General features: G+C 68.8%; 22 protein-coding genes and 1 pseudogene. 10 read left to right on the forward strand and 13 right to left on the reverse strand.

Going from position 1 to position 16,298, the window contains the following annotated elements:
- The first annotated feature begins 158 nt into the window (after window positions 1-158).
- The 3 genes from IE273_RS02350 to IE273_RS02360 all read left to right on the forward strand — a co-directional run bounded on the left by IE273_RS02350 (window position 159) and on the right by IE273_RS02360 (window position 2,423).
- The gene (locus IE273_RS02350; protein WP_189813418.1) at window positions 159-356 is read left to right on the forward strand and encodes a dehydrogenase; all 198 of its coding nucleotides are present in this window, start codon (window positions 159-161) and stop codon (window positions 354-356) included.
- A 334-nt stretch (window positions 357-690) separates the two neighbouring features.
- A complete protein-coding gene (locus tag IE273_RS02355; RefSeq protein WP_189813419.1) occupies window positions 691-2,109 on the forward strand; it encodes a pentapeptide repeat-containing protein in 1,419 nt (472 codons plus the stop codon).
- Between the two features lie 155 nt (window positions 2,110-2,264).
- The gene (locus tag IE273_RS02360) at window positions 2,265-2,423 is read left to right on the forward strand and encodes a hypothetical protein (protein WP_189813420.1); all 159 of its coding nucleotides are present in this window, start codon (window positions 2,265-2,267) and stop codon (window positions 2,421-2,423) included.
- A gap of 365 nt (window positions 2,424-2,788) precedes the next feature.
- On the opposite strand, the gene IE273_RS45035 is transcribed toward IE273_RS02360, so the two are convergent.
- Entirely contained in the window at window positions 2,789-3,838 is a 1,050-nt protein-coding gene (locus IE273_RS45035; RefSeq protein WP_373309281.1) for a YaaC family protein, read from the reverse strand.
- Between the two features lie 883 nt (window positions 3,839-4,721).
- On the opposite strand from IE273_RS45035, the gene IE273_RS02370 reads away from it, so the two are divergent.
- Entirely contained in the window at window positions 4,722-4,889 is a 168-nt protein-coding gene (locus IE273_RS02370; RefSeq protein WP_189813422.1) for a hypothetical protein, read from the forward strand.
- Window positions 4,890-5,267: 378 nt separating this feature from the next.
- Here IE273_RS02370 and IE273_RS02375 read toward each other — a convergent pair whose 3' ends face one another.
- The 5 genes from IE273_RS02375 to IE273_RS02390 all read right to left on the reverse strand — a co-directional run bounded on the left by IE273_RS02375 (window position 5,268) and on the right by IE273_RS02390 (window position 7,333).
- Window positions 5,268-5,570, reverse strand: coding sequence for a hypothetical protein (locus tag IE273_RS02375; protein WP_189813423.1), 303 nt, complete (start codon window positions 5,568-5,570; stop codon window positions 5,268-5,270).
- Window positions 5,567-6,310, reverse strand: a complete 744-nt coding sequence (locus IE273_RS02380) for a GntR family transcriptional regulator (protein WP_189813424.1) — start codon at window positions 6,308-6,310, stop codon at window positions 5,567-5,569. The genes IE273_RS02375 and IE273_RS02380 overlap by 4 nt, the downstream gene beginning before the upstream one ends.
- Entirely contained in the window at window positions 6,307-6,531 is a 225-nt protein-coding gene (locus tag IE273_RS02385; protein ID WP_189813425.1) for a hypothetical protein, read from the reverse strand. Before IE273_RS02385 ends, IE273_RS02380 begins: the two co-directional genes overlap by 4 nt.
- Before the next feature lie 199 nt (window positions 6,532-6,730).
- The gene (locus IE273_RS45040; RefSeq protein WP_373309283.1) at window positions 6,731-7,042 is read right to left on the reverse strand and encodes a hypothetical protein; all 312 of its coding nucleotides are present in this window, start codon (window positions 7,040-7,042) and stop codon (window positions 6,731-6,733) included.
- Window positions 7,043-7,054: 12 nt separating this feature from the next.
- Window positions 7,055-7,333 (reverse strand): hypothetical protein, encoded by a 279-nt coding sequence (locus tag IE273_RS02390; RefSeq protein ID WP_189813426.1) that lies wholly within the window; start codon window positions 7,331-7,333, stop codon window positions 7,055-7,057.
- A 79-nt stretch (window positions 7,334-7,412) separates the two neighbouring features.
- Between IE273_RS02390 and IE273_RS02395 the strand changes: the two genes are divergently transcribed.
- The 5 genes from IE273_RS02395 to IE273_RS02415 all read left to right on the forward strand — a co-directional run bounded on the left by IE273_RS02395 (window position 7,413) and on the right by IE273_RS02415 (window position 11,737).
- Window positions 7,413-8,168: a GntR family transcriptional regulator gene (locus IE273_RS02395; protein WP_189813427.1), complete on the forward strand. Its 756-nt coding sequence runs from the start codon at window positions 7,413-7,415 to the stop codon at window positions 8,166-8,168.
- Window positions 8,169-8,221: 53 nt separating this feature from the next.
- Window positions 8,222-8,470, forward strand: coding sequence for a DUF7660 family protein (locus IE273_RS02400; RefSeq protein WP_189813428.1), 249 nt, complete (start codon window positions 8,222-8,224; stop codon window positions 8,468-8,470).
- A gap of 620 nt (window positions 8,471-9,090) precedes the next feature.
- Entirely contained in the window at window positions 9,091-9,519 is a 429-nt protein-coding gene (locus IE273_RS02405) for a hypothetical protein (protein ID WP_189813429.1), read from the forward strand.
- A gap of 477 nt (window positions 9,520-9,996) precedes the next feature.
- Window positions 9,997-10,428: a hypothetical protein gene (locus IE273_RS02410; protein WP_189813430.1), complete on the forward strand. Its 432-nt coding sequence runs from the start codon at window positions 9,997-9,999 to the stop codon at window positions 10,426-10,428.
- A gap of 349 nt (window positions 10,429-10,777) precedes the next feature.
- Entirely contained in the window at window positions 10,778-11,737 is a 960-nt protein-coding gene (locus tag IE273_RS02415; RefSeq protein WP_189813431.1) for a D-2-hydroxyacid dehydrogenase family protein, read from the forward strand.
- A gap of 12 nt (window positions 11,738-11,749) precedes the next feature.
- On the opposite strand, the gene IE273_RS02420 is transcribed toward IE273_RS02415, so the two are convergent.
- Window positions 11,750-12,343, reverse strand: coding sequence for a DUF2087 domain-containing protein (locus IE273_RS02420; RefSeq protein WP_189813432.1), 594 nt, complete (start codon window positions 12,341-12,343; stop codon window positions 11,750-11,752).
- A gap of 209 nt (window positions 12,344-12,552) precedes the next feature.
- Here IE273_RS02420 and IE273_RS02425 point away from each other — a divergent pair, with 209 nt between their 5' ends.
- A complete protein-coding gene (locus tag IE273_RS02425) occupies window positions 12,553-12,858 on the forward strand; it encodes a chaplin (protein ID WP_189813433.1) in 306 nt (101 codons plus the stop codon).
- Window positions 12,859-12,974: 116 nt separating this feature from the next.
- Here the strand turns inward: IE273_RS02425 and IE273_RS02430 are convergent, their stop codons facing one another.
- The 6 genes and pseudogenes from IE273_RS02430 to IE273_RS02455 all read right to left on the reverse strand — a co-directional run bounded on the left by IE273_RS02430 (window position 12,975) and on the right by IE273_RS02455 (window position 16,290).
- Window positions 12,975-13,841, reverse strand: coding sequence for a tyrosinase family protein (locus IE273_RS02430; protein ID WP_189813434.1), 867 nt, complete (start codon window positions 13,839-13,841; stop codon window positions 12,975-12,977).
- Window positions 13,825-14,319: a tyrosinase family oxidase copper chaperone gene (locus IE273_RS02435; RefSeq protein ID WP_189813435.1), complete on the reverse strand. Its 495-nt coding sequence runs from the start codon at window positions 14,317-14,319 to the stop codon at window positions 13,825-13,827. The genes IE273_RS02430 and IE273_RS02435 overlap by 17 nt, the downstream gene beginning before the upstream one ends.
- A 100-nt stretch (window positions 14,320-14,419) precedes the next feature.
- Window positions 14,420-14,932 (reverse strand): hypothetical protein, encoded by a 513-nt coding sequence (locus IE273_RS02440; protein WP_189813436.1) that lies wholly within the window; start codon window positions 14,930-14,932, stop codon window positions 14,420-14,422.
- 174 nt (window positions 14,933-15,106) lie between these two features.
- Window positions 15,107-15,370, reverse strand: a pseudogene (locus tag IE273_RS02445) (vitamin K epoxide reductase family protein); the annotation flags it as partial.
- The gene (locus tag IE273_RS02450) at window positions 15,342-15,845 is read right to left on the reverse strand and encodes a DUF5949 family protein (RefSeq protein WP_189813437.1); all 504 of its coding nucleotides are present in this window, start codon (window positions 15,843-15,845) and stop codon (window positions 15,342-15,344) included. The pseudogene IE273_RS02445 and the gene IE273_RS02450, both read right to left, overlap by 29 nt.
- A gap of 157 nt (window positions 15,846-16,002) precedes the next feature.
- Window positions 16,003-16,290 carry a hypothetical protein gene (locus IE273_RS02455; protein WP_189813438.1) on the reverse strand — a complete coding sequence of 96 codons (288 nt, stop codon included), beginning with the start codon at window positions 16,288-16,290 and terminating at the stop codon, window positions 16,003-16,005.
- Window positions 16,291-16,298 lie beyond the last annotated feature (8 nt).

The raw sequence follows: 16,298 nt of genomic DNA on the forward strand, positions 1-16,298 counted from the left end.
CAGTGAGTGTCTAACTGCGTGACAACGCCGACGAACACCGGCGGACGAGCGCGAACACCTACGCACCATCAGTGCAGGTGAGGGGCACACCAGCTCAAGGCAGAGCCCTCACCCGAGTTGCTTCGAGACGAAGCGGTAGCTCCGTTAGGGTGCACTGCATGACCGAGGCCCCGGACTGTCCCGAGTGCAGCCAGCCCATGAAGTTCGGCGGCTTCGTCCTCGTCGATCGGGAGAACGATGGCCGGCGGAGCTGCCGGGCGCTGTGGAGGTGTACCGGTCGGCATGTCTGGTGGCGCTGGGCCGACCGTCCGGAGGAGCCGCTGGAGGCCTGCCCGATGCCGAAGCTCTTCCGCTGACGTCCAACGCTGACATCAACGACCCCTGACGGCGGCGGCACACGGCACCCGCGCACGGCAGTGGTGCACGAGGCGAACTCCGACCAGGCCAAGGGTAGATCGAACTCCTAAAGCGGGTGTCGCAGGTTCGAATCCTGCCGGGGGTACATCGAGAAAGGCCAGCTCGGGGGGGACCTCCCAGACTGGCCCTTCTCCCCCACCGCCGCGGATCAGGGCTCCGAGTCGATCGGTGATGGCCCGGCCCCGGTCGTGAGGACGCCCCTACGGCGCTCACCCAGGCCGGTCCACCGGGCCCTGCTGCAACCACAGAAAGCAGTGGCTTGTCTCCTTCTCCATGACAGTCAACCGACGGCCGCACCCCACACCCGACGACCGGGAGTTGCGGCTGTGGAAGGTCGGCCGAGCGCTGACACTCGCCTTCGTCGCCGCGGTCCTGGTCGCAGGCAGTATCTTCTACGGGCTGGTGGAGCTGCTCGACTTCAAGGAGATCGACAGTACCGCGAAGCTCGACGCGAGCACGCTCTTCGACTTGGTGAAGCTCTCCTTCGGGGTGGTCGCCGGGGCTGGTGCACTCGTCGCCCTGGTCGTGGCCTACCGCCGCCAGCGTGTCGACGAGGTCGGCGCCCACCGCGAAGCCACCCGCCTTCACACCGAACGCTTTTCCCAGGCTGTCGACAAACTCGGATCCGACTCCCCGGCCGTCCGCCTCGGCGGGGTCCACGCCCTCGCTGGCCTTGCCGACGACGCCCCCGACGACAGCCTGCGCCAGACCTGCATCGACGTTCTGTGTGCCTACTTGCAGCTCCCCTTTACCTCGGATCCTGGCGACGATCCCACCCATCAAGAAGAGCACCATCGATACTTGGCCTTCCGCAAGGTCCGGCACACGATTCTGCGTCTCATCGGCGACCACTACCGGCGCCCCCAGGGGACCCACCGCTCCTGGCAGGGCTGTGATCTCGACCTGACCGGCGTCACCATCGACTGCGATGTGTCCTTCGACGGTGCGACATTCTCCGATGGCACCGTCTCCTTCGACGGTGCGACATTCTCCGATGGCACCGTCTCCTTCGGTGATGCGACGTTCTCCAACGGCGTGGTGTCCTTTCACGGTGCGACGTTCTCCAGCGGCATGGTGCGTTTCGACGGTGCGACGTTCTGCGGTAGCGAGGTGTCGTTCAGCGCTGCAGTATTCTCCGGCAGCGTGATGTCGTTCCGCAGGGTCGCCTTCTCAGGTGGTGCGGTGGCCTTCAATGGGGCCACCTTCGCTGACCATGGGGTGACCTTCCAGGCCGCGACGTTCTCTGGCGGCGACGTGTCCTTTATGCATGCGACGTTCTCCGGCAGCACTGTGTGCTTCGAACACGCGGCGTTCTCTGGAGGTGAGGTGTCGTTTCGCGAGGCGACGTTCCCAGGCGGCGAGGTGTCGTTTCGCGAGGCGACGTTCTCCAATGGCGAGGTGCTGTTCCTCAGGGCGGGATTCCTTGGCGGGCTAGTGTCTTTCCGCGATACGAGGTTCAGCGGCGGCTTGGTTGGTTTCAATGAATCGGTGTTCCCTCGCGGCGAGGTGTCGTTTCGCGGAGCGGCATTTTCCAGCGATATGGTGATCTTTCATGATGTTGAGTTCTCCGGCGGCGCGGTGGCCTTCCGCGAAGCAACGGGATTGGCCCCCCGTGGACTTATGGCTGCCGTAAGCACCTCTGCGTCTGATTCAGTCACCCTTCCCTCGGCTTGGCAGGCACCGAGTCCATAGAACTCAGGGGGCGGAAACGATCGTCTGTGCCTCCAGGATCGCGATCGGATGATCCAATCTGACTTCTTGGAGACTCCGTGATCAATCCAATGCGACGGGCGGGTGCATTGTGCCCCTTGACGCCTCCCATAGGGTGCCCGAAGTGGGCCCACCGCTTGGCCCACTGGTTGTTCGAGGCCGAGCGGAACCCGGACACCTTCCGCTGGTACGCCGGCCAGCCCACCGACGGGGCACCCGAATCGCACCGGTTCGCGATCGAGTTCATCGAGTCGCTGAAGGACAAGGATGTCCCCAAGCTGCCAGGGCCGCGGTGAGCAGCGTGCCAGAGCCGTGCCAGATAGTGCGGGGAACCACGGGAAACAACGGTCACTCAATAAGCACGTTCACAGGTCATAGGGCCGCTCCGCAGCAGGCCACCAAGCCTCTTGAGAGTGTGGGACCCTAGCTTCCCAAGCTGAGGGCTGCAGCTTCATCATGACGGGGGGTCGGTCGTCATGTCCTGCTCTGTTCGACGGCATCGGCAGCGTGGCTGAGGCAGGTGGGTGTACAGCGACGCACACGCGTGCTTGATCGGTCACTTCACTCGCCGTCGTGGCGAACTGGCGTCGGCTGAGACTCAGACAGAGCGCTGCAACGATGCCGGCCGTCAGCAGAGTGCCGACAGAGTTGGGCCGCCCTGCTACCGACCAGCAACGTCCTTGATCGCCATCAACGCCATATGAGGCACCACCACGATCGCTTGGTCAAGCAGGTGTTCCACGGCGTTCGCTGCGGAGGAGCTGTCGATATCGATGATCTCTGCCCAAGAAGCTGGCTCATAGCGCGCCAGGATCGACAAGCCAAAGAGTACCGCCCACCATGCCAAGAGCGGGTGAACAGGACCAGCCATGCTGCCGAGCGCCGGGAAGGCATAGGCGTCACTTGGACCGCGGTACAGTGTCGACCGCTTGAGAGCCTCAAGACGCCCGGCGTCCGCATCTACTGGAATCGTCAAAGCTGACGGCAGGAACACCTCCAGCTCCTCCGCTGGACCGTTGCCTCGGTTATGCCACAGAACGCTGTTAGGCGCGTCTGGAGTGTGAGACCACCCCTTGAGCGAGGGATAACTAGCAAGGAAGGCATCTACGGCCTTCGGATCTGCTTCTGATCTCACCCGCACCTCCCGAGGAACCGGATACAGGGAAAGCCGACACCATATTTCGTCACCGCGGTGAATAAGACCGCCAGGGGCGAAGTGCATGGCTGGCAATCCTGATGCGCCATGGAGGGGTACGGTTTGCGCTTCAGGTACGAGAGGCCAAAGCTCGCCAAGCGTCAACGGATTCTGCGGCTCCAGCGGCTCAGCTCCTATGGCCCGCGCTACTGCCGGAAAAGATCCCTTGGCGGTCGGTAGGACTTCCACCGAAGCCAACCCCGAACTTGCGTCTAGGTTGCGGGTCCCGATCCCGTGCCCCTTGAGCCGCCACCCGTCCTGGCCCAGCAAGCCTGACGCTGCGGCAATCGCCCTCCCGAACTGCGACAGTGCGTAAAAAATCTGGACAGGGCGCGTCGCCGGACCAGCAGCTTCCGCTGCCTCGGTGAACTGTTGGGCCTGCTCCAATGCTGCGACGAACACGGCACGCCGCTCTGCCGTTGCCCGAGCGGGTCCAGCCACTCCAGTACGTAGTCCCCGCAATTCACGCCAGACCTCTCGCTTGCTTGGCATCGCAAGGTCTCGCCAGGTGGCCATGGGCCTCCTCAATCGTTCTAGGCCCACCGGGCCCCTCAGCAGATGTCAGCTCAGCTGGCCCGGCGTGAACGGCTGGCCCCCTCCACAACGGACAGGTGTTGCGGGTCTATAGCGCGTCGGCCGACGCAGGCAGACTGAGCGTACGGCAGTCCTCGGGGCACACGCACCGGTGTTTCCCCTCACGAGGAGCGGCACCGGGTGAGTGTCTAACTGCGTGACAACTCCGACGAACAGCGGCGAACAAGCGCGAACGTCTGCGGACCATCAGCGCATGTGAGAGGCCCACCACCCCAAGGCAGCTCCTCCACCCAAGTTGCTTCGGGACGAAGAGGTCGCCGTGCCACAGCCGTGCCAGATACAAGGGCCACCGACGGTCCACAAGGGTTGCCAGCGGGTGCATCCATGCCCGCTGGCTACGCCGACAAAGTGGCAGCTCACCAACCCACACCCCACCCTCTCTCCTGCAGCGGGTGTCGCCGACCACTCCAGGTTCACCACCGCCGTCACCCGGTACCACGGGCCGCCTCCGACCGCCGCCTCACCACCGCCCCGGGCCTTGGCGCCAACCTGTACCCGCTCCTCGCCTAGCAGGAACTACCGGTGACCGCCGACGTCATCGCCCGCAGCGGCATGGGACACCGAAGCCCGAGTGCTGTGACGCAGCTCTCATCCCGGATGAGACCCGTGAACCTTGTTGGCCCACTTCGAGGTTGGGCGTCGTCGCAGGTCAGAAGCGGCTTGTGTGGCTAACAGCCCATCAGGCACGCTCCGAGTCGAAGGCATTGGAGCCGACAGCGCCAAGGGGAGTCCGCCGCACATCCCGGCCAGGACCTCAAGGCGGTACTCCCCCGCGCTGATCCCGCACGAGAAGAGGAGATCTGCCATGCACCATAGCAACGAGGAGCGCTACGAGGAGGAGCCGGAGCCCGTCCCCATCTGGCAGCGAATACGGTCCTGGCGGTTACACCAGCACCTAGCCCGCGGCGCCGCCTATGGGGCCGGTAGCGGCGCCGTCAGCCTGCTCTTGGTGTGGCTGCAATCCCGGTACTGACCCAGCAGGCGAGTAGGGTGTGCTCATTTGGTGCGGGAGCGACAAAACACAGAACCTCCCGCACCACGTAGCGGGTACTGAACCACTGATGTTGAAGCATGGCACACGCGTGCGTGGTCGGTTAGCGCTCTCGCCGTCGTGGCGGACTGCCGTCAACTGAGGCCCGGACGGGGTGCTGGCGTCAGCTGGGCCGTCCCTGGGCCGTCTGAGGCCGCCCAGCAATGACAGAAGCCCACGGGGCATGGGGTGTTCAGAACCGTGGGCTTCGTCGGGCTTGTTGTTCGGCGGGGACCGGTAGTCAGGAGACCGGCATCTCAGGTCGCACGCAGCCGCCGCGGCAGAGCTGCTTCAGCCTCTGAGAAAGCGCAGCGCCCCCTGTCAGGGTCGATGAGGATCACTCACCGCCAGGAGGTGACCGCGGCTGACCGCAACGCGGAGGACGTCCCGCAACGCCCTGGTCAGCTCCCTCGCCAGCCGTTGCAAGGCCTCCGGGCCGGCGTCCTGGTCGTCGAGGGTGTCGGAGGCATGCTCCAGCAACTCGGCTGCCGTCCCCAACTGCACCGCTTCGATGTTGTCCGCCAGACGGGACATGTAGCCGGCCTTGTCGTCGGTGTCCAAGTAGCAGGGCTTGCCCTCCGGCCCCGACCACGGGAGGAGTCGCAGTTCGTTCGGTGCGGTCATCGTCGGGTTCCCTTCTCATCGGTCACGTCGTGGGTGGTGAAGACCGCGTCGACGCGATCCCCGGGGAACACGAGAAGCGCGGCCTCGACGACTCGACCGGTGGAGTCGGTCGCGACCCGTGTGATCGCGAGGGCTGCCGCCGTTGGGCCGATCCGGAGGGCGGATGCCTCGTCCGGTGTCGGTGGACGAGCGCATACCGTCTCCCGGACAGTTGCCGGTGCCGAGCCGAGGACAGCGAATCGCGTGGCCGTGTCCCGCAACGAGGAGTCGTCGCCCAGCACGTCGGCCGATGCCAGGTCGCGCGGGATGTAAATGCGGGCCAGACCGTGCGGTGAGTCTCCCTCATGGCTGATGCAGAAGAACTCAGCGAGAGGGGTGCCCGTCGGCACCCTCAGCAAGGACGTCAGATGGCCGTCTGCCTGCACGATGGCGGTGCGAACAGTCACGCGCATGGCCGCTTCAGCGGCGGTCCATGGGTCCAGCGTTCCCCACCCCCCGACGTACACGACCTTGCGGAGGCAGCGGCGGACGAAGTTGCCTTTCCCGTGCCTCTTCTCGACAAGGCCCTCGCCCTGGAGGACCGCGAGGGCACTTCGCAGAGTTGCCGTACTGACCTCGTATCGGTCGGCGAGGTCTGCTTCAGACGGCAGGCGTTCACCCGGTTTGACCGCGCCGGTTGTAATCTGGCGCCGGAGATCGTCGGCGATGTCGTGATGGCGTGAAGGCACGGACCGGGTCACCGCCTTCTCTGCACACGAATGGCAGCGAGCCGGGTTCGCGTGTGTATGGTCAGCAGCTCGCCCGACTCGAAGAGGAGTCGTTTGGCGCCTTGAGGAAGTTGGATGAGGTCCATGACCCGGCACGCTCTGCCGCCCAGTTGAATGACGTCGCCACGCTGCACGGTGGTCGCCGTGACCTCGACCGTGGAAACCAGCGCGCCGCCCGGTACCCAGCCGCTCACCGCTGCACCCCCCTGGGCTTTGAGTGGCTCGGCATCGAGTGGCAGGGGCACGCGCACGTCTCGTAGGCAACCGGCAGGTCGACCGGCGCGGAGACGGGAGAGGACTCCGTGCAGCGCGGGTGTGTGCCGATACGGCAGGCGGTCGACCGGTAGGGGACGGCCGAGGCGTCGGTGACGCGGAGTTGTTGGCGTGGAGACATCAGTGGACCCCCGCCAGGGTCGACCAGGCTTCAGCCGGCAAATGGGAAGCGACGACCACCGCCCGTGGCCGTACTCGTTGCTCCCAGGCCAGCACGTAGGGGCGGACGAGTGCGTTGTCCTCCCCTGCGAGCGGGAGTCGGTGGTTGACGATGTCGGAGACCCGGCCCAGTGGCCGCCTCGACGCATCGGCGGACGCCGGGCGGGCAGGGGCGACCGTCGGCCGGGAGGTCGTTAAGGGGCGGCGGTGCCTGCCCTTGGGGGCGTACCGCGCTCTGGTGAGCGAGACGGCACGGCGGATACGGTTGAGCACGCTGCTCAGCTCCTATCGCTGATGGCTCGGTCCCCCGACATCGCCCGTCGTGGGGACCGCTTTATGTACGACCGCCCAGAGGGTGCGGCCGTTCTGGCTGGTGGCGCGGAGGCCGAACCGATCGGCCTCGGCCACCACTTCCAGGGCCTCCCGCCATAAGTCGGCGGAGGGCATTTCCGGTATCTCCGCTTCGACCGACGTGTAGCGGTCGTACTCCTCCACGCGCGCGGGAAGCCCGACGGCGGACAGCCGGGCGGCGATGGCCGCCGCGCGGGATCCCGAAGCGGGCACAGGGCAGCCTCCGTCAACCGGCGATCACTTTCAGTGAAGCTAGTTAACTAGGTTAGAGCTAGTGGACTAGATTTTCCATATGCCTGAGCAGCCGCCCTATCTCCGCATCGCCGACGAACTCCGGCGCCGGATCGCGGAGCACGTATGGGAGCCCGGGGACCGTCTGCCGTCCCGTGCCCAGATCGGCCAGGAGTACGGGGTCGGCGAGAACGTGGTCCGCCGGGCTCAGGAGCTGCTGATCTCCCAGGGCGTGCTGGAGGGCCGCGCCGGTTCGGGCACATACGTCGCCGAGCCCCGGCAGCGGGTACGGGTGGTCCGTTCGTCCGCGCGTGAGCGGCCCGACGGGTCGCCGTTCCGGGCGGACATGAAGGCCGTGGGCAGGCAAGGGGACTGGGAGAGCCGGACTGAGGCCAAGGTGCCAGCTCCGGCGGACATCGCGGCGCGGCTCGGCATCGCCGAGGGCGACCTGTGCGTCCGGACGACATACGAGTTCCTGGCCGACGGCAGGCCCGTGCAGCTGTCGACGAGTTGGGAGCCGTACGACCTCACCGCCGGCACTCTCGTCGTCCTCCCGGAGGGAGGGCCGCACGCCGGGGCTGGGGTCGTGAACCGCATGGCCGCGATCGGTGTCACCGTCAGCCACGCCGTGGAGCAGCCTGAGCCGCGGCAGGCGACCGCCGAGGAGGCGTCCCTCCTGGGCATCCAGAAGGCCGCACTCGTTACCCACATTCGGCGGACGTACTACAGCGACGAGGGCCGGCCCGTGGAGACGGCGGACATCGTGGTGCCTGCCGCTCACTGCGAGATCGTCTACGAGATTCCGATCAACCGCTAGCTCCGCCCCCACAGGACGCCTTCAGGTTGGCGTTCCCAGTAGGGTCCGCAGGCATGACCATCTCTCCCAATCAGGTCGGCAGCAGAGAAGACCTGGCAGCCTTCGTCCGTTCCCTGCGTCACAGCCACGCCGAAGAAGGAAGCTCATGGGAGAACGCGGACCTTCCGAGCTTCTTGGAGGCCTTGGCCGCCTGGATCGACGATGCGGACGGGTGGTACGGCAACACCGGCCGGGAGTTGCCGCCCGGTGGTGACTGGACGTTCTTCGCCCGAGCTCTGCAAGCGGCGACCATGTACGAGTAGGCCGAGCCATGTCGAATGCGTGTCGAAGACCAGTCGATGACGCGCGCGGCACGCAAAAAGAAGCAGGTCAGCAAGGATCTGACTGAAGATCCACCGAGCGCCTTCTAAGCGCTTGGCCGCAGGTTCGAGTCCTGCCGGGGGCGCTTGTCTCCGTCCTCCCGCTCGGGAGGGCTTTTCGCTGGTCAGAGCGGTTGTCGCCGGGTGCGACGAAGCCCCGGACGCCCTCTCGATGATCAAGGGCAGACTCCGGGGCTGTCCGGCTGTCACCGGGTTTTCGCGGGGGGCCGTGCCTAGTACGTGTCGAAGTTCTCGGCCCGGGGAAGATCAGCCGGCCCCGGCCCATTCGGCCACCCGGGCGGGCGGGGTGCCGCCGTTGAGCCACTTCCTCAGGTATGGATCCGCCCGTGCCGGCCCACTGCTTCCCGGCCTCCGGCGTCGCCGTGTGTATCGGCAGCTCGCACCACTGGTCGGTGGTGTCGGGCTCGGGCAGGGTCACGCTCTCCGCGCACATGGCTACGGCTCCCCCCAGCCCCTGGCCGGATGCTCACGCGTTGCCTCGGCAAAAGCGCGTTGGTGTCAGCCGTGAGTTTGCCACTGACGCGAGCGGCAAGGCGAAGTCCATGCGTCAGTCGAACAGCGGCACGAATCAGAGTTCCGTATCCAAGCGGAGTGCGTCTGCCAAGGCCCGGCGGGCCACGGCGAAGGCGACTGCTCCCGCGTCGCAGGCGGCGGACAAGGCGGCCGAGAAGGGCGGTGACGCGACGTCAGCGGCCGTGAACGGTGCCGAGCGTGTGGCCGGGACGAGCACCGCGGTCGCGCACAGCGCGGCCGAGCGTGTCGAAGCCGGCCGTCAGGCCGTCGTCGCCGCCTCGGGACAGGCCGTGGCCTTCGCCAGGACGGCATGGACGGTGATCGCCCACCGAAAGCTCGTCGCCGCCGGTGTAGGTGCGGGCTTGTCGGCGTTGAGCGCCACGTCATACCTGGCGGGTCACCGCGCGGGGCGCCGCACGCACGGCCCCCTTACCCGGCTGACCGGCGGGCGGATCTGAGCGGTACGCAGGGGGGCTGCGGTCGGCGGCAGTGATGGCAGCGCTGACGGCAAGACATCGGGCGGCGACGGCGCTCGGCGAATCCAGTGCGGCCCTGGCGAGGTGTCGGCGGCCCACGCCAGCGACGTCCGGTCGCGTCTTCCAAGCGCTCGGCCGCAGCTTCGGGTCCCAACGGGGCGCCGGTCTCGCCCTCCATCTGGTCGCCAACGCCTGGGGTGAACTCGGCACCTCCCGCCCCGCCGACACGGTGGCCTTCACCGAGGCGGGAAGCAGCGAGGTCCGTCAGGCAGAAGTCACGGACGCGTGTTCCTGAGTGAACCCCGGACCGGACCGACCTGGACCACCTGGAACGTTTTTGCCGGTCACCCCGGCGCTGCCAAGTTCCCTCACTTTGCTGAAGCCGACCGCCACCCCGGGTCACGGCCGGCCCCGGTTGCCCCGGATGTTCATCGGGCGATCATCAGAAGGGGACCGGCCTTGGCCGTGCAGTACCTCAGGCGTGTTGTCACGACGCTGGCCGCCGCAGCATCCCTCGCCCTCGCCGCGCCGACGAGCGCGCACGCCGGCGCCATGGGCTCGACGCCCGTGCGTACCTTCGAGTACAGCGTGGGCGGTATGACCGTGAAGGTGCCGACCGATTGCATGTTCACGCACATCATCCGCGGCAGCGGCAGGAAGATCACGTACCAGAACGCCGGCGTCGACTGCGCCTTCGTCGCGGCCCTCAGCAGCGGCTTCTGCAACTGGCGCATCGACTTCACCTACGCCGACACCAACAACCGCACCTACCGCACCTCGCGGGGCAAGACGCACAGTGAGTGCAAGATCGACCCCATGCGGAACAACGCTCCCCAGACGCTTCCTCGTTATGGCAGGGCATGTGCTCGCCTCTACGTCAACGGCGTGTGACGCGTCAGCCAATGTCACCACATCACCAAGTGAGTCGGTCATGAGTGAGCAGGAGCGGGGCCCCGGGCGGGGGCAAGCGGAGGATGTGCGCCGGCGGTGGATCGGTGGGGGCGCGTTTGTGGTGGGGCTCGTGGGAGCCCTGGCGTTCTTCGCGTTCTTTCCCGGCCTTCCCCATGTCATCGACTGGGGAGCCGTTCTCGTGGCCCTCGGTGTGGGCGGTCTCATGCGGTGGGGGTGTGTGGCGTGGCTGGGCAGGCGGGGGAGGTGAGAGTGGGCATCGGGTGCAGCGGGATCGGCTGGGAGGGGTGTTCGGGCGCGCGCTACAGTCGCCGCGCAGGAGGGAGATCGCGTGCGACTTCGCTGTGTGGTGCTGGATGACTTCCAGGGTGTGGCGGACCGGTTGGCCGACTGGTCGGTGATCGAGGAGCAGGTGGAGGTCGTCGCGCTGCGCGAGCACCTCGACGGAGAGGACGCCGTCGCCGCGGCGCTCGCCGAGTACGACATCGTCGTGACGTTGCGCGAACGCGTCCCCTTCCCCGGCTCGCTGATCGCCCGCCTCCCCCGGCTGAAACTGCTCATCGCCTCCGGGATGCGCAACAGCGTCGTCGACTACGCCGCCGCCGAGGCGCACGGGGTCACCGTGTGCGGTACGGCGAGTTCCAGCACCCCGCCGGTCGAGCTGACCTGGGCACTGCTGCTCGGTCTCGCCCGTGGGATCGTCCAGGAGCACAACGCGCTGCGCGGCAACGGGCCCTGGCAGTCCACCGTCGGCGCCGATCTGCACGGCCGCCGGCTGGGCCTGCTCGGGCTGGGGAAGATCGGCAGCCGTGTCGCCCGGGTCGGCCTCGCCTTCGGCATGCGCGTCAGCGCGTGGAGCCAGAACCTCACCAGGGAGCGCACCGAGGAGGTGGGCGTCGAACTCGCCGCGTCGAAGCAGGAGTTGCTCCGCGACAGCGACTTCGTGTCCGTCCACCTCGCCCTCGGCGACCGTACCCGCGGTCTCGTCGGCGCCGCCGAACTCGCCCTGATGAAACCGACCGCCTACCTCGTCAACACCTCCCGCGCCGCGATCGTCGACCAGGACGCGCTGCTGGCCGCGCTGCACGAAGGCCGTATCGCCGGCGCCGGAGTCGACGTCTTCGACATCGAGCCGCTGCCGGCCGGTCATCCGATGCGTACCGCGCCGCGCCTCCTCGCCACGCCCCACCTCGGCTACGTCTCCCACACCAACTACACGACGTACTACGGCCAGGCCGTGCAGGACATCCAGGCCTATCTGGCGGGCTCACCGGTACGACGCCTGCCCTGAGGGCCACAGCGGTCAGGCGGGCTGGGGTCGCACGCGTTCGTAGACGCCCTCGCTGCGGCGCAGTTCGCACAGGTCCACGAGGTACCGCCGGAGCGCCACATGGTCGATCTCGTCGGTGCCCTCGCACCAGGCCCGCAGGCGCTCGTTCACGATCCGCTCCGGGTAGGCGACCCCCGGCTCGAAGGTCCGCTCCGCGATGTGCCGCAGCACCTGCTGCTTACGGGTCCACTGGGCCGGCAGCCGGAGCAGACGGCCGTCCCGGACGAAGGTGCTCACCACGTCGCCCGCGGCCGGGCGCGCGGAACCCTCCGTTCGCCGCGGGCGGGCCAGTTCGCGCAGGAGGTCGTGGGCGACGGCCAGGCCGTCCTCCGGCCCGTCCGTCACGGCTCCCTGCTCGCGCAGTCTGAGCAGGGCGAGGGCCGTGTCCTTGGGCGTGAGGCCCGCCGTCTCGGCGACCTGCCGGGTGCTCCGCGCGCCCAGCGCCACCGCCGCGAAGGCCCGCAACCTGTTCTCCTCGGCGAGCAGACCGATCAGCTGCCGCGACCGCTCACCGGCGTCCGGACCGTCGTCGCCGGTACCGCTGTCGGGAACGTTGTCCGTGTCCATACCCGGAGGGTAGGGGCGGAACCCGGCCGACGCCCGTGAATAAACCCCGGCCCCGCGCGGCAGCACCGTGCCGTCGAAGCGACAGCACCCTGCCGTTGAAAGGGTGATCCGCCGCTGATCACCGTGACCAGCCCCGTGCGGCGCCGTTGAACGGGAAGTGCGGCGGCGGGCCTGTCGCTGCGCTTTCCGAGCTACAAAAGGAGAACGTGATGTCTCGCATCGCGAAGGCGGCCGCTGTCGCTCTCGGCACCGGTGCCGTGGTGGTCAGCGGGGCCGGACTGGCCCTGGCCGACGCGGGCGCTCAGGGCGGCGCCGTCGGTTCGCCCGGCGTGGTGTCCGGCAATGTGGTCCAGGTTCCGGTGCACATCCCGGTCAACGTGTGCGGGAACACCGTCGACGTCGTCGGTGTGCTGAACCCGGTCTTCGGCAACGCCTGCGTCAACCACAGCGACAAGGTCAAGCCCGGCAACCCCGGCCCGGGTCACGACGGCTACGGCAACGGCTACGGCAACTGAGCCGACCGGCACGCCAGCACGACAGGCGCCACACGCAACACAACAGGCACCACCACAGGGAAGGGCCCCGGCACTCCGAGCGCCGGGGCCCTTCCCGCGTGCGGACACGTGCCCGCTCAGGCGTACCGGTAGATCCGGCTCACGTCCTCCAGCTGGTCCGGCGTCTCGTCCCACGGCGGCAGCTTCTCGTGCCGGGCGACGATCCGCCGGTGCTGGTCGTCGGCGACGCCGGGCGGCTCGGCCGGGAGGTAGCGGTGGCTGCGGTGGGCCCGCTGCCAGCGGTACCACTGCAAGTCGAGGAAGGCGTGGTGCAGCCAGAACACCGGGTCGTTGACGGACGCGCCGCCGAGCATGGCGCCGCCGACCCAGCGGTGCACCCGGTTGTGGTTCTTCCAGGAGCCGCTGCCGCTGCCGGCCCCCCAGCCCTCCAGCTTGTTGCGGAAGCCCTTGCGGACGGTGGAGTCCCAGGGCCGGGCGTCGTAGACGGGGTCGTCCAGCGCCCACTTCAGCTCGCTCCGGGTGGGAAGCTGGAGCGGGGCGGCCGAGCGGCCGAGGTCCCGGGTGAGGAACTTGCCGTCGGTGACGCCCTCCCTGAGGGTCCAGTGGCCCGCCGCATAGGCGAACGGACCGGTCGTCACCTGCCGGTCGGAGCGCCGCCCGTTCCCGCCGAGCAGGTCCTTCGTCCACGGCACGGAGGTCGTCGTACGATCCCGGGTCCAGTCCCAGTACGGCACCGTCACCGACGAGTCGATCCGGCGCAGCGCCCGTTCCAGGTCCAGCAGGAACCTGCGGTGCCAGGGCAGGAAGGACGGCGCCATGTGGGCCGTGCGCAGGCCGTTCTCGCCGTCGGTGGTGTAGAAGTCGATGTGCAGGCGCACGAACTCGTCGTACTGGCCGCGCCGTTTGAGCGTGAGCAGCGCGTTCACGAACCGTCGTCGCTCGCCCGCGGTGAGCGTGCTGACGTTCTTACGCACGTACGCCATGCTGTCCCCCCGTGTGCGCGTGCCCTCCCGGCTGACCGTCGGCGAGCCGGCCCGGCGCGAGGTCGCGCAGCTCCCGGCCCGGCCCGATCTCGTCCACGGCCGCCCGGGTCGCCTCCAGCGGTGTCCGGTACGACGTGTAGTGGTCGACCATGCTGAGCCAGGTGCCGTCGGCCCGGCGCATCAGGTGCAGCGGGCGTCCGTCGACGGTGATCCGCCACTCGCCCCCGTCCGCCTCGGGCCCCGCGGCCGGTACCAGGACGCCCTGGATACGGCGGCCCCGATAGGTCTCGTCGAAGGAGCTGCCGCCGGTCCCACCGGCCGACGGCGCGGGCCGGGAGGCGGCGACGACCGGGGCCAGTCCCAGCGCCGCCGTGGAGGCCAGCAGCCTCCGCGCCACCTCCCTGCGGGACGGTCTCGCCGCTCCCGTTCCGGCCTGCTGCTCCGCACCGACCGCCACTGCGCCGACACCGACGACCATGCTCACTCCTCGTCCGGGATCAGATTCCGTACCGGCTAACCGGCCGAGGGTGCGCGGGGTCACTGAAGCAGAGCCGTACGGCGGGTACGGCCGTGCCCGGCTACAGTCCCGGGCCCGTGCCCAGGTTGCCGCCGGCGACGGTCTGGAGGACCGGGGCGAGGACGCCGGCCTGGGGCAGCTTGGCGCCGGGGAGGCCGAAGTTGTTCCCGTCGGGCGCGGTCAAGGGGGCGTCGAGGGACAGGCCGGGGGCGAGGGCCCGCAGGTCGCCGGCGGGCGCGTCGGCGTCGAGGTGGTCGAAGCCGTCGCCCAGGAGGTGCGGCAGCGGAGCCCTGGCGTCCAGGCCGGGCAGCCCACTGGTCACCGGCAGCTGGGGCAGGGTCCGGTCGGGGAGGAGCCGGCCCGTGGCGTACCGGGGTCCGTCGGGGGCGCCCGGCTTCGGCAGCGGCAGCTCGGCGCCGAGCCTCGGCACCTCCATGCCGAGCGCCGTCGAGACACCGCCCAGGGGCACGCGGACGGGGACCGTACCGGCCGCCGCGGCCGGGGCGACGGCCCCCACGGTGGCCGCGACGCCCGTGACGACGGCGGCAAGGGTTCCTCGGGTGGTCGGCTTCATGTCAGGTACGGTCCCTTTCAGGATGCGGTGTGTTCGACGTCCGTACCGCGTAACGAGTGGAAAACGCCTTCATTTCGCAATTCGCCCGAGTGCCGTAATAGTCAGCTCGTCGGTCAGCCCATCGGTCGGCTCTCGGTCAGCTCGTCCAGAATTCCCACCAGCGGGTCAGCACGGCGACTCGCACCGCAACCAGGACACGAACCCGACGCCGAACAGGCATCCGGCCTCGAACAGCAGCCAGTACCAGCCGGGGAAGCGGGCACCGGCCAGCAGGCTCATGCCGGCGCAGACGACGACGCCATAGGCCGCAAACTCGTCCAGGGTGATGATCCACGGGGCCGGCGGCCCGGCCGCGCCGGTGAGGACGCACAGCGGGGCGGGACCGCGGCCGGCGCCGGCCCCCCGGGCATCAGACGCGCAGGCTACGGGCCGGCAGATAGGCGTGCGCGGCGGCGTTCGTCGTTTCCGGGGCTCCCGCGAACGCGGCCAGCTCCACGCCCTCGACCGGCCGGCGCGGGCCGGTCGTGGGGCAGACGCGCGTCGTGAACATGAAGTAGGTGTAACCGAGTTTCCCGACCGCCTTCAGCCACTCCGCCGGCGGGGTGACCTGAGTGGTGACGTGCGGCATTTGCAGGACGATCTGGCCCGCGACGACCAGCATGCTGGCCTTCAGGCTCGGCCGGGTGGTGCCGTCGACCGGGTCGCCGCCCACGGGCAGGCCCATCTCGTCGAGGAGCCGCGCCACGGCGGCGGACGCGGCCTCCGGGCCGTCCGGGCCGTCGCCCAGCGAACAGGCGAGGAGACACGGCGTCCTGCCGTCGCCCTCCTCGTTCCTGGCCATCCAGGCGAGCAGGGCGAGCGTGCCGAGGTCGGCGGCGCGGAAGGGGCGGATTTCGCTGGATACTGAGGTCACCGCGCGACCATATCGACGGGCCGTGGCGTCACCCGGCGGCTTCTCACCCTTCCGGAGCAGCGCCCGGGGCCGCTCCACACGATCGGGGGACGGGGTCCACGGCACGCGTCAGGGCCGGCCCGCACGGGTGCGGTACCGGCCCTGGCGGGCGCGGGCGTCAGCGTTGCAGGGGCAGGCCGCCGAGCAGCCCCCGCTGGTTGAGGGTGGTGGTGGCGCCCTTCACGCTGCTGAGCACGGAGTCCTTGTTCTCCGTGTCCAGCGCGTCCGACTGGTGCTGCAACGGCATCAGATCCCGCACGGCGGGCGGCTTCTCGGCCAGCTCGGCGAGCGCGCCGTTGAGGCTCATCGGCGGCAGGTGCCGGGCGTCGTAGGCGAACGCGGGTGCGGCGACGCCGGCAAGGGCCACGGAACCGGCGACAACGACGGCGGCCTTCAGGGACTTCATCGTGTTCC

The sequence above is a fragment of the Streptomyces olivaceoviridis genome, assembly GCF_014650115.1.
GTDB lineage: Bacteria > Actinomycetota > Actinomycetes > Streptomycetales > Streptomycetaceae > Streptomyces > Streptomyces olivaceoviridis.

Coding starts and splice junctions, on each gene's coding strand:
- IE273_RS02350 (WP_189813418.1), top strand. CDS start 159: ATGACCGAGGCCCCGGACTGTCCCGAGTGCAGCCAGCCCATGAAGTTC.
- IE273_RS02355 (WP_189813419.1), top strand. CDS start 691: ATGACAGTCAACCGACGGCCGCACCCCACACCCGACGACCGGGAGTTG.
- IE273_RS45035 (WP_373309281.1), bottom strand. CDS start 3,838: ATGGCCACCTGGCGAGACCTTGCGATGCCAAGCAAGCGAGAGGTCTGG.
- IE273_RS02370 (WP_189813422.1), top strand. CDS start 4,722: ATGCACCATAGCAACGAGGAGCGCTACGAGGAGGAGCCGGAGCCCGTC.
- IE273_RS02375 (WP_189813423.1), bottom strand. CDS start 5,570: ATGACCGCACCGAACGAACTGCGACTCCTCCCGTGGTCGGGGCCGGAG.
- IE273_RS02395 (WP_189813427.1), top strand. CDS start 7,413: ATGCCTGAGCAGCCGCCCTATCTCCGCATCGCCGACGAACTCCGGCGC.
- IE273_RS02400 (WP_189813428.1), top strand. CDS start 8,222: ATGACCATCTCTCCCAATCAGGTCGGCAGCAGAGAAGACCTGGCAGCC.
- IE273_RS02405 (WP_189813429.1), top strand. CDS start 9,091: ATGCGTCAGTCGAACAGCGGCACGAATCAGAGTTCCGTATCCAAGCGG.
- IE273_RS02420 (WP_189813432.1), bottom strand. CDS start 12,343: ATGGACACGGACAACGTTCCCGACAGCGGTACCGGCGACGACGGTCCG.
- IE273_RS02425 (WP_189813433.1), top strand. CDS start 12,553: ATGTCTCGCATCGCGAAGGCGGCCGCTGTCGCTCTCGGCACCGGTGCC.
- IE273_RS02430 (WP_189813434.1), bottom strand. CDS start 13,841: ATGGCGTACGTGCGTAAGAACGTCAGCACGCTCACCGCGGGCGAGCGA.
- IE273_RS02435 (WP_189813435.1), bottom strand. CDS start 14,319: ATGGTCGTCGGTGTCGGCGCAGTGGCGGTCGGTGCGGAGCAGCAGGCC.
- IE273_RS02440 (WP_189813436.1), bottom strand. CDS start 14,932: ATGAAGCCGACCACCCGAGGAACCCTTGCCGCCGTCGTCACGGGCGTC.
- IE273_RS02455 (WP_189813438.1), bottom strand. CDS start 16,290: ATGAAGTCCCTGAAGGCCGCCGTCGTTGTCGCCGGTTCCGTGGCCCTT.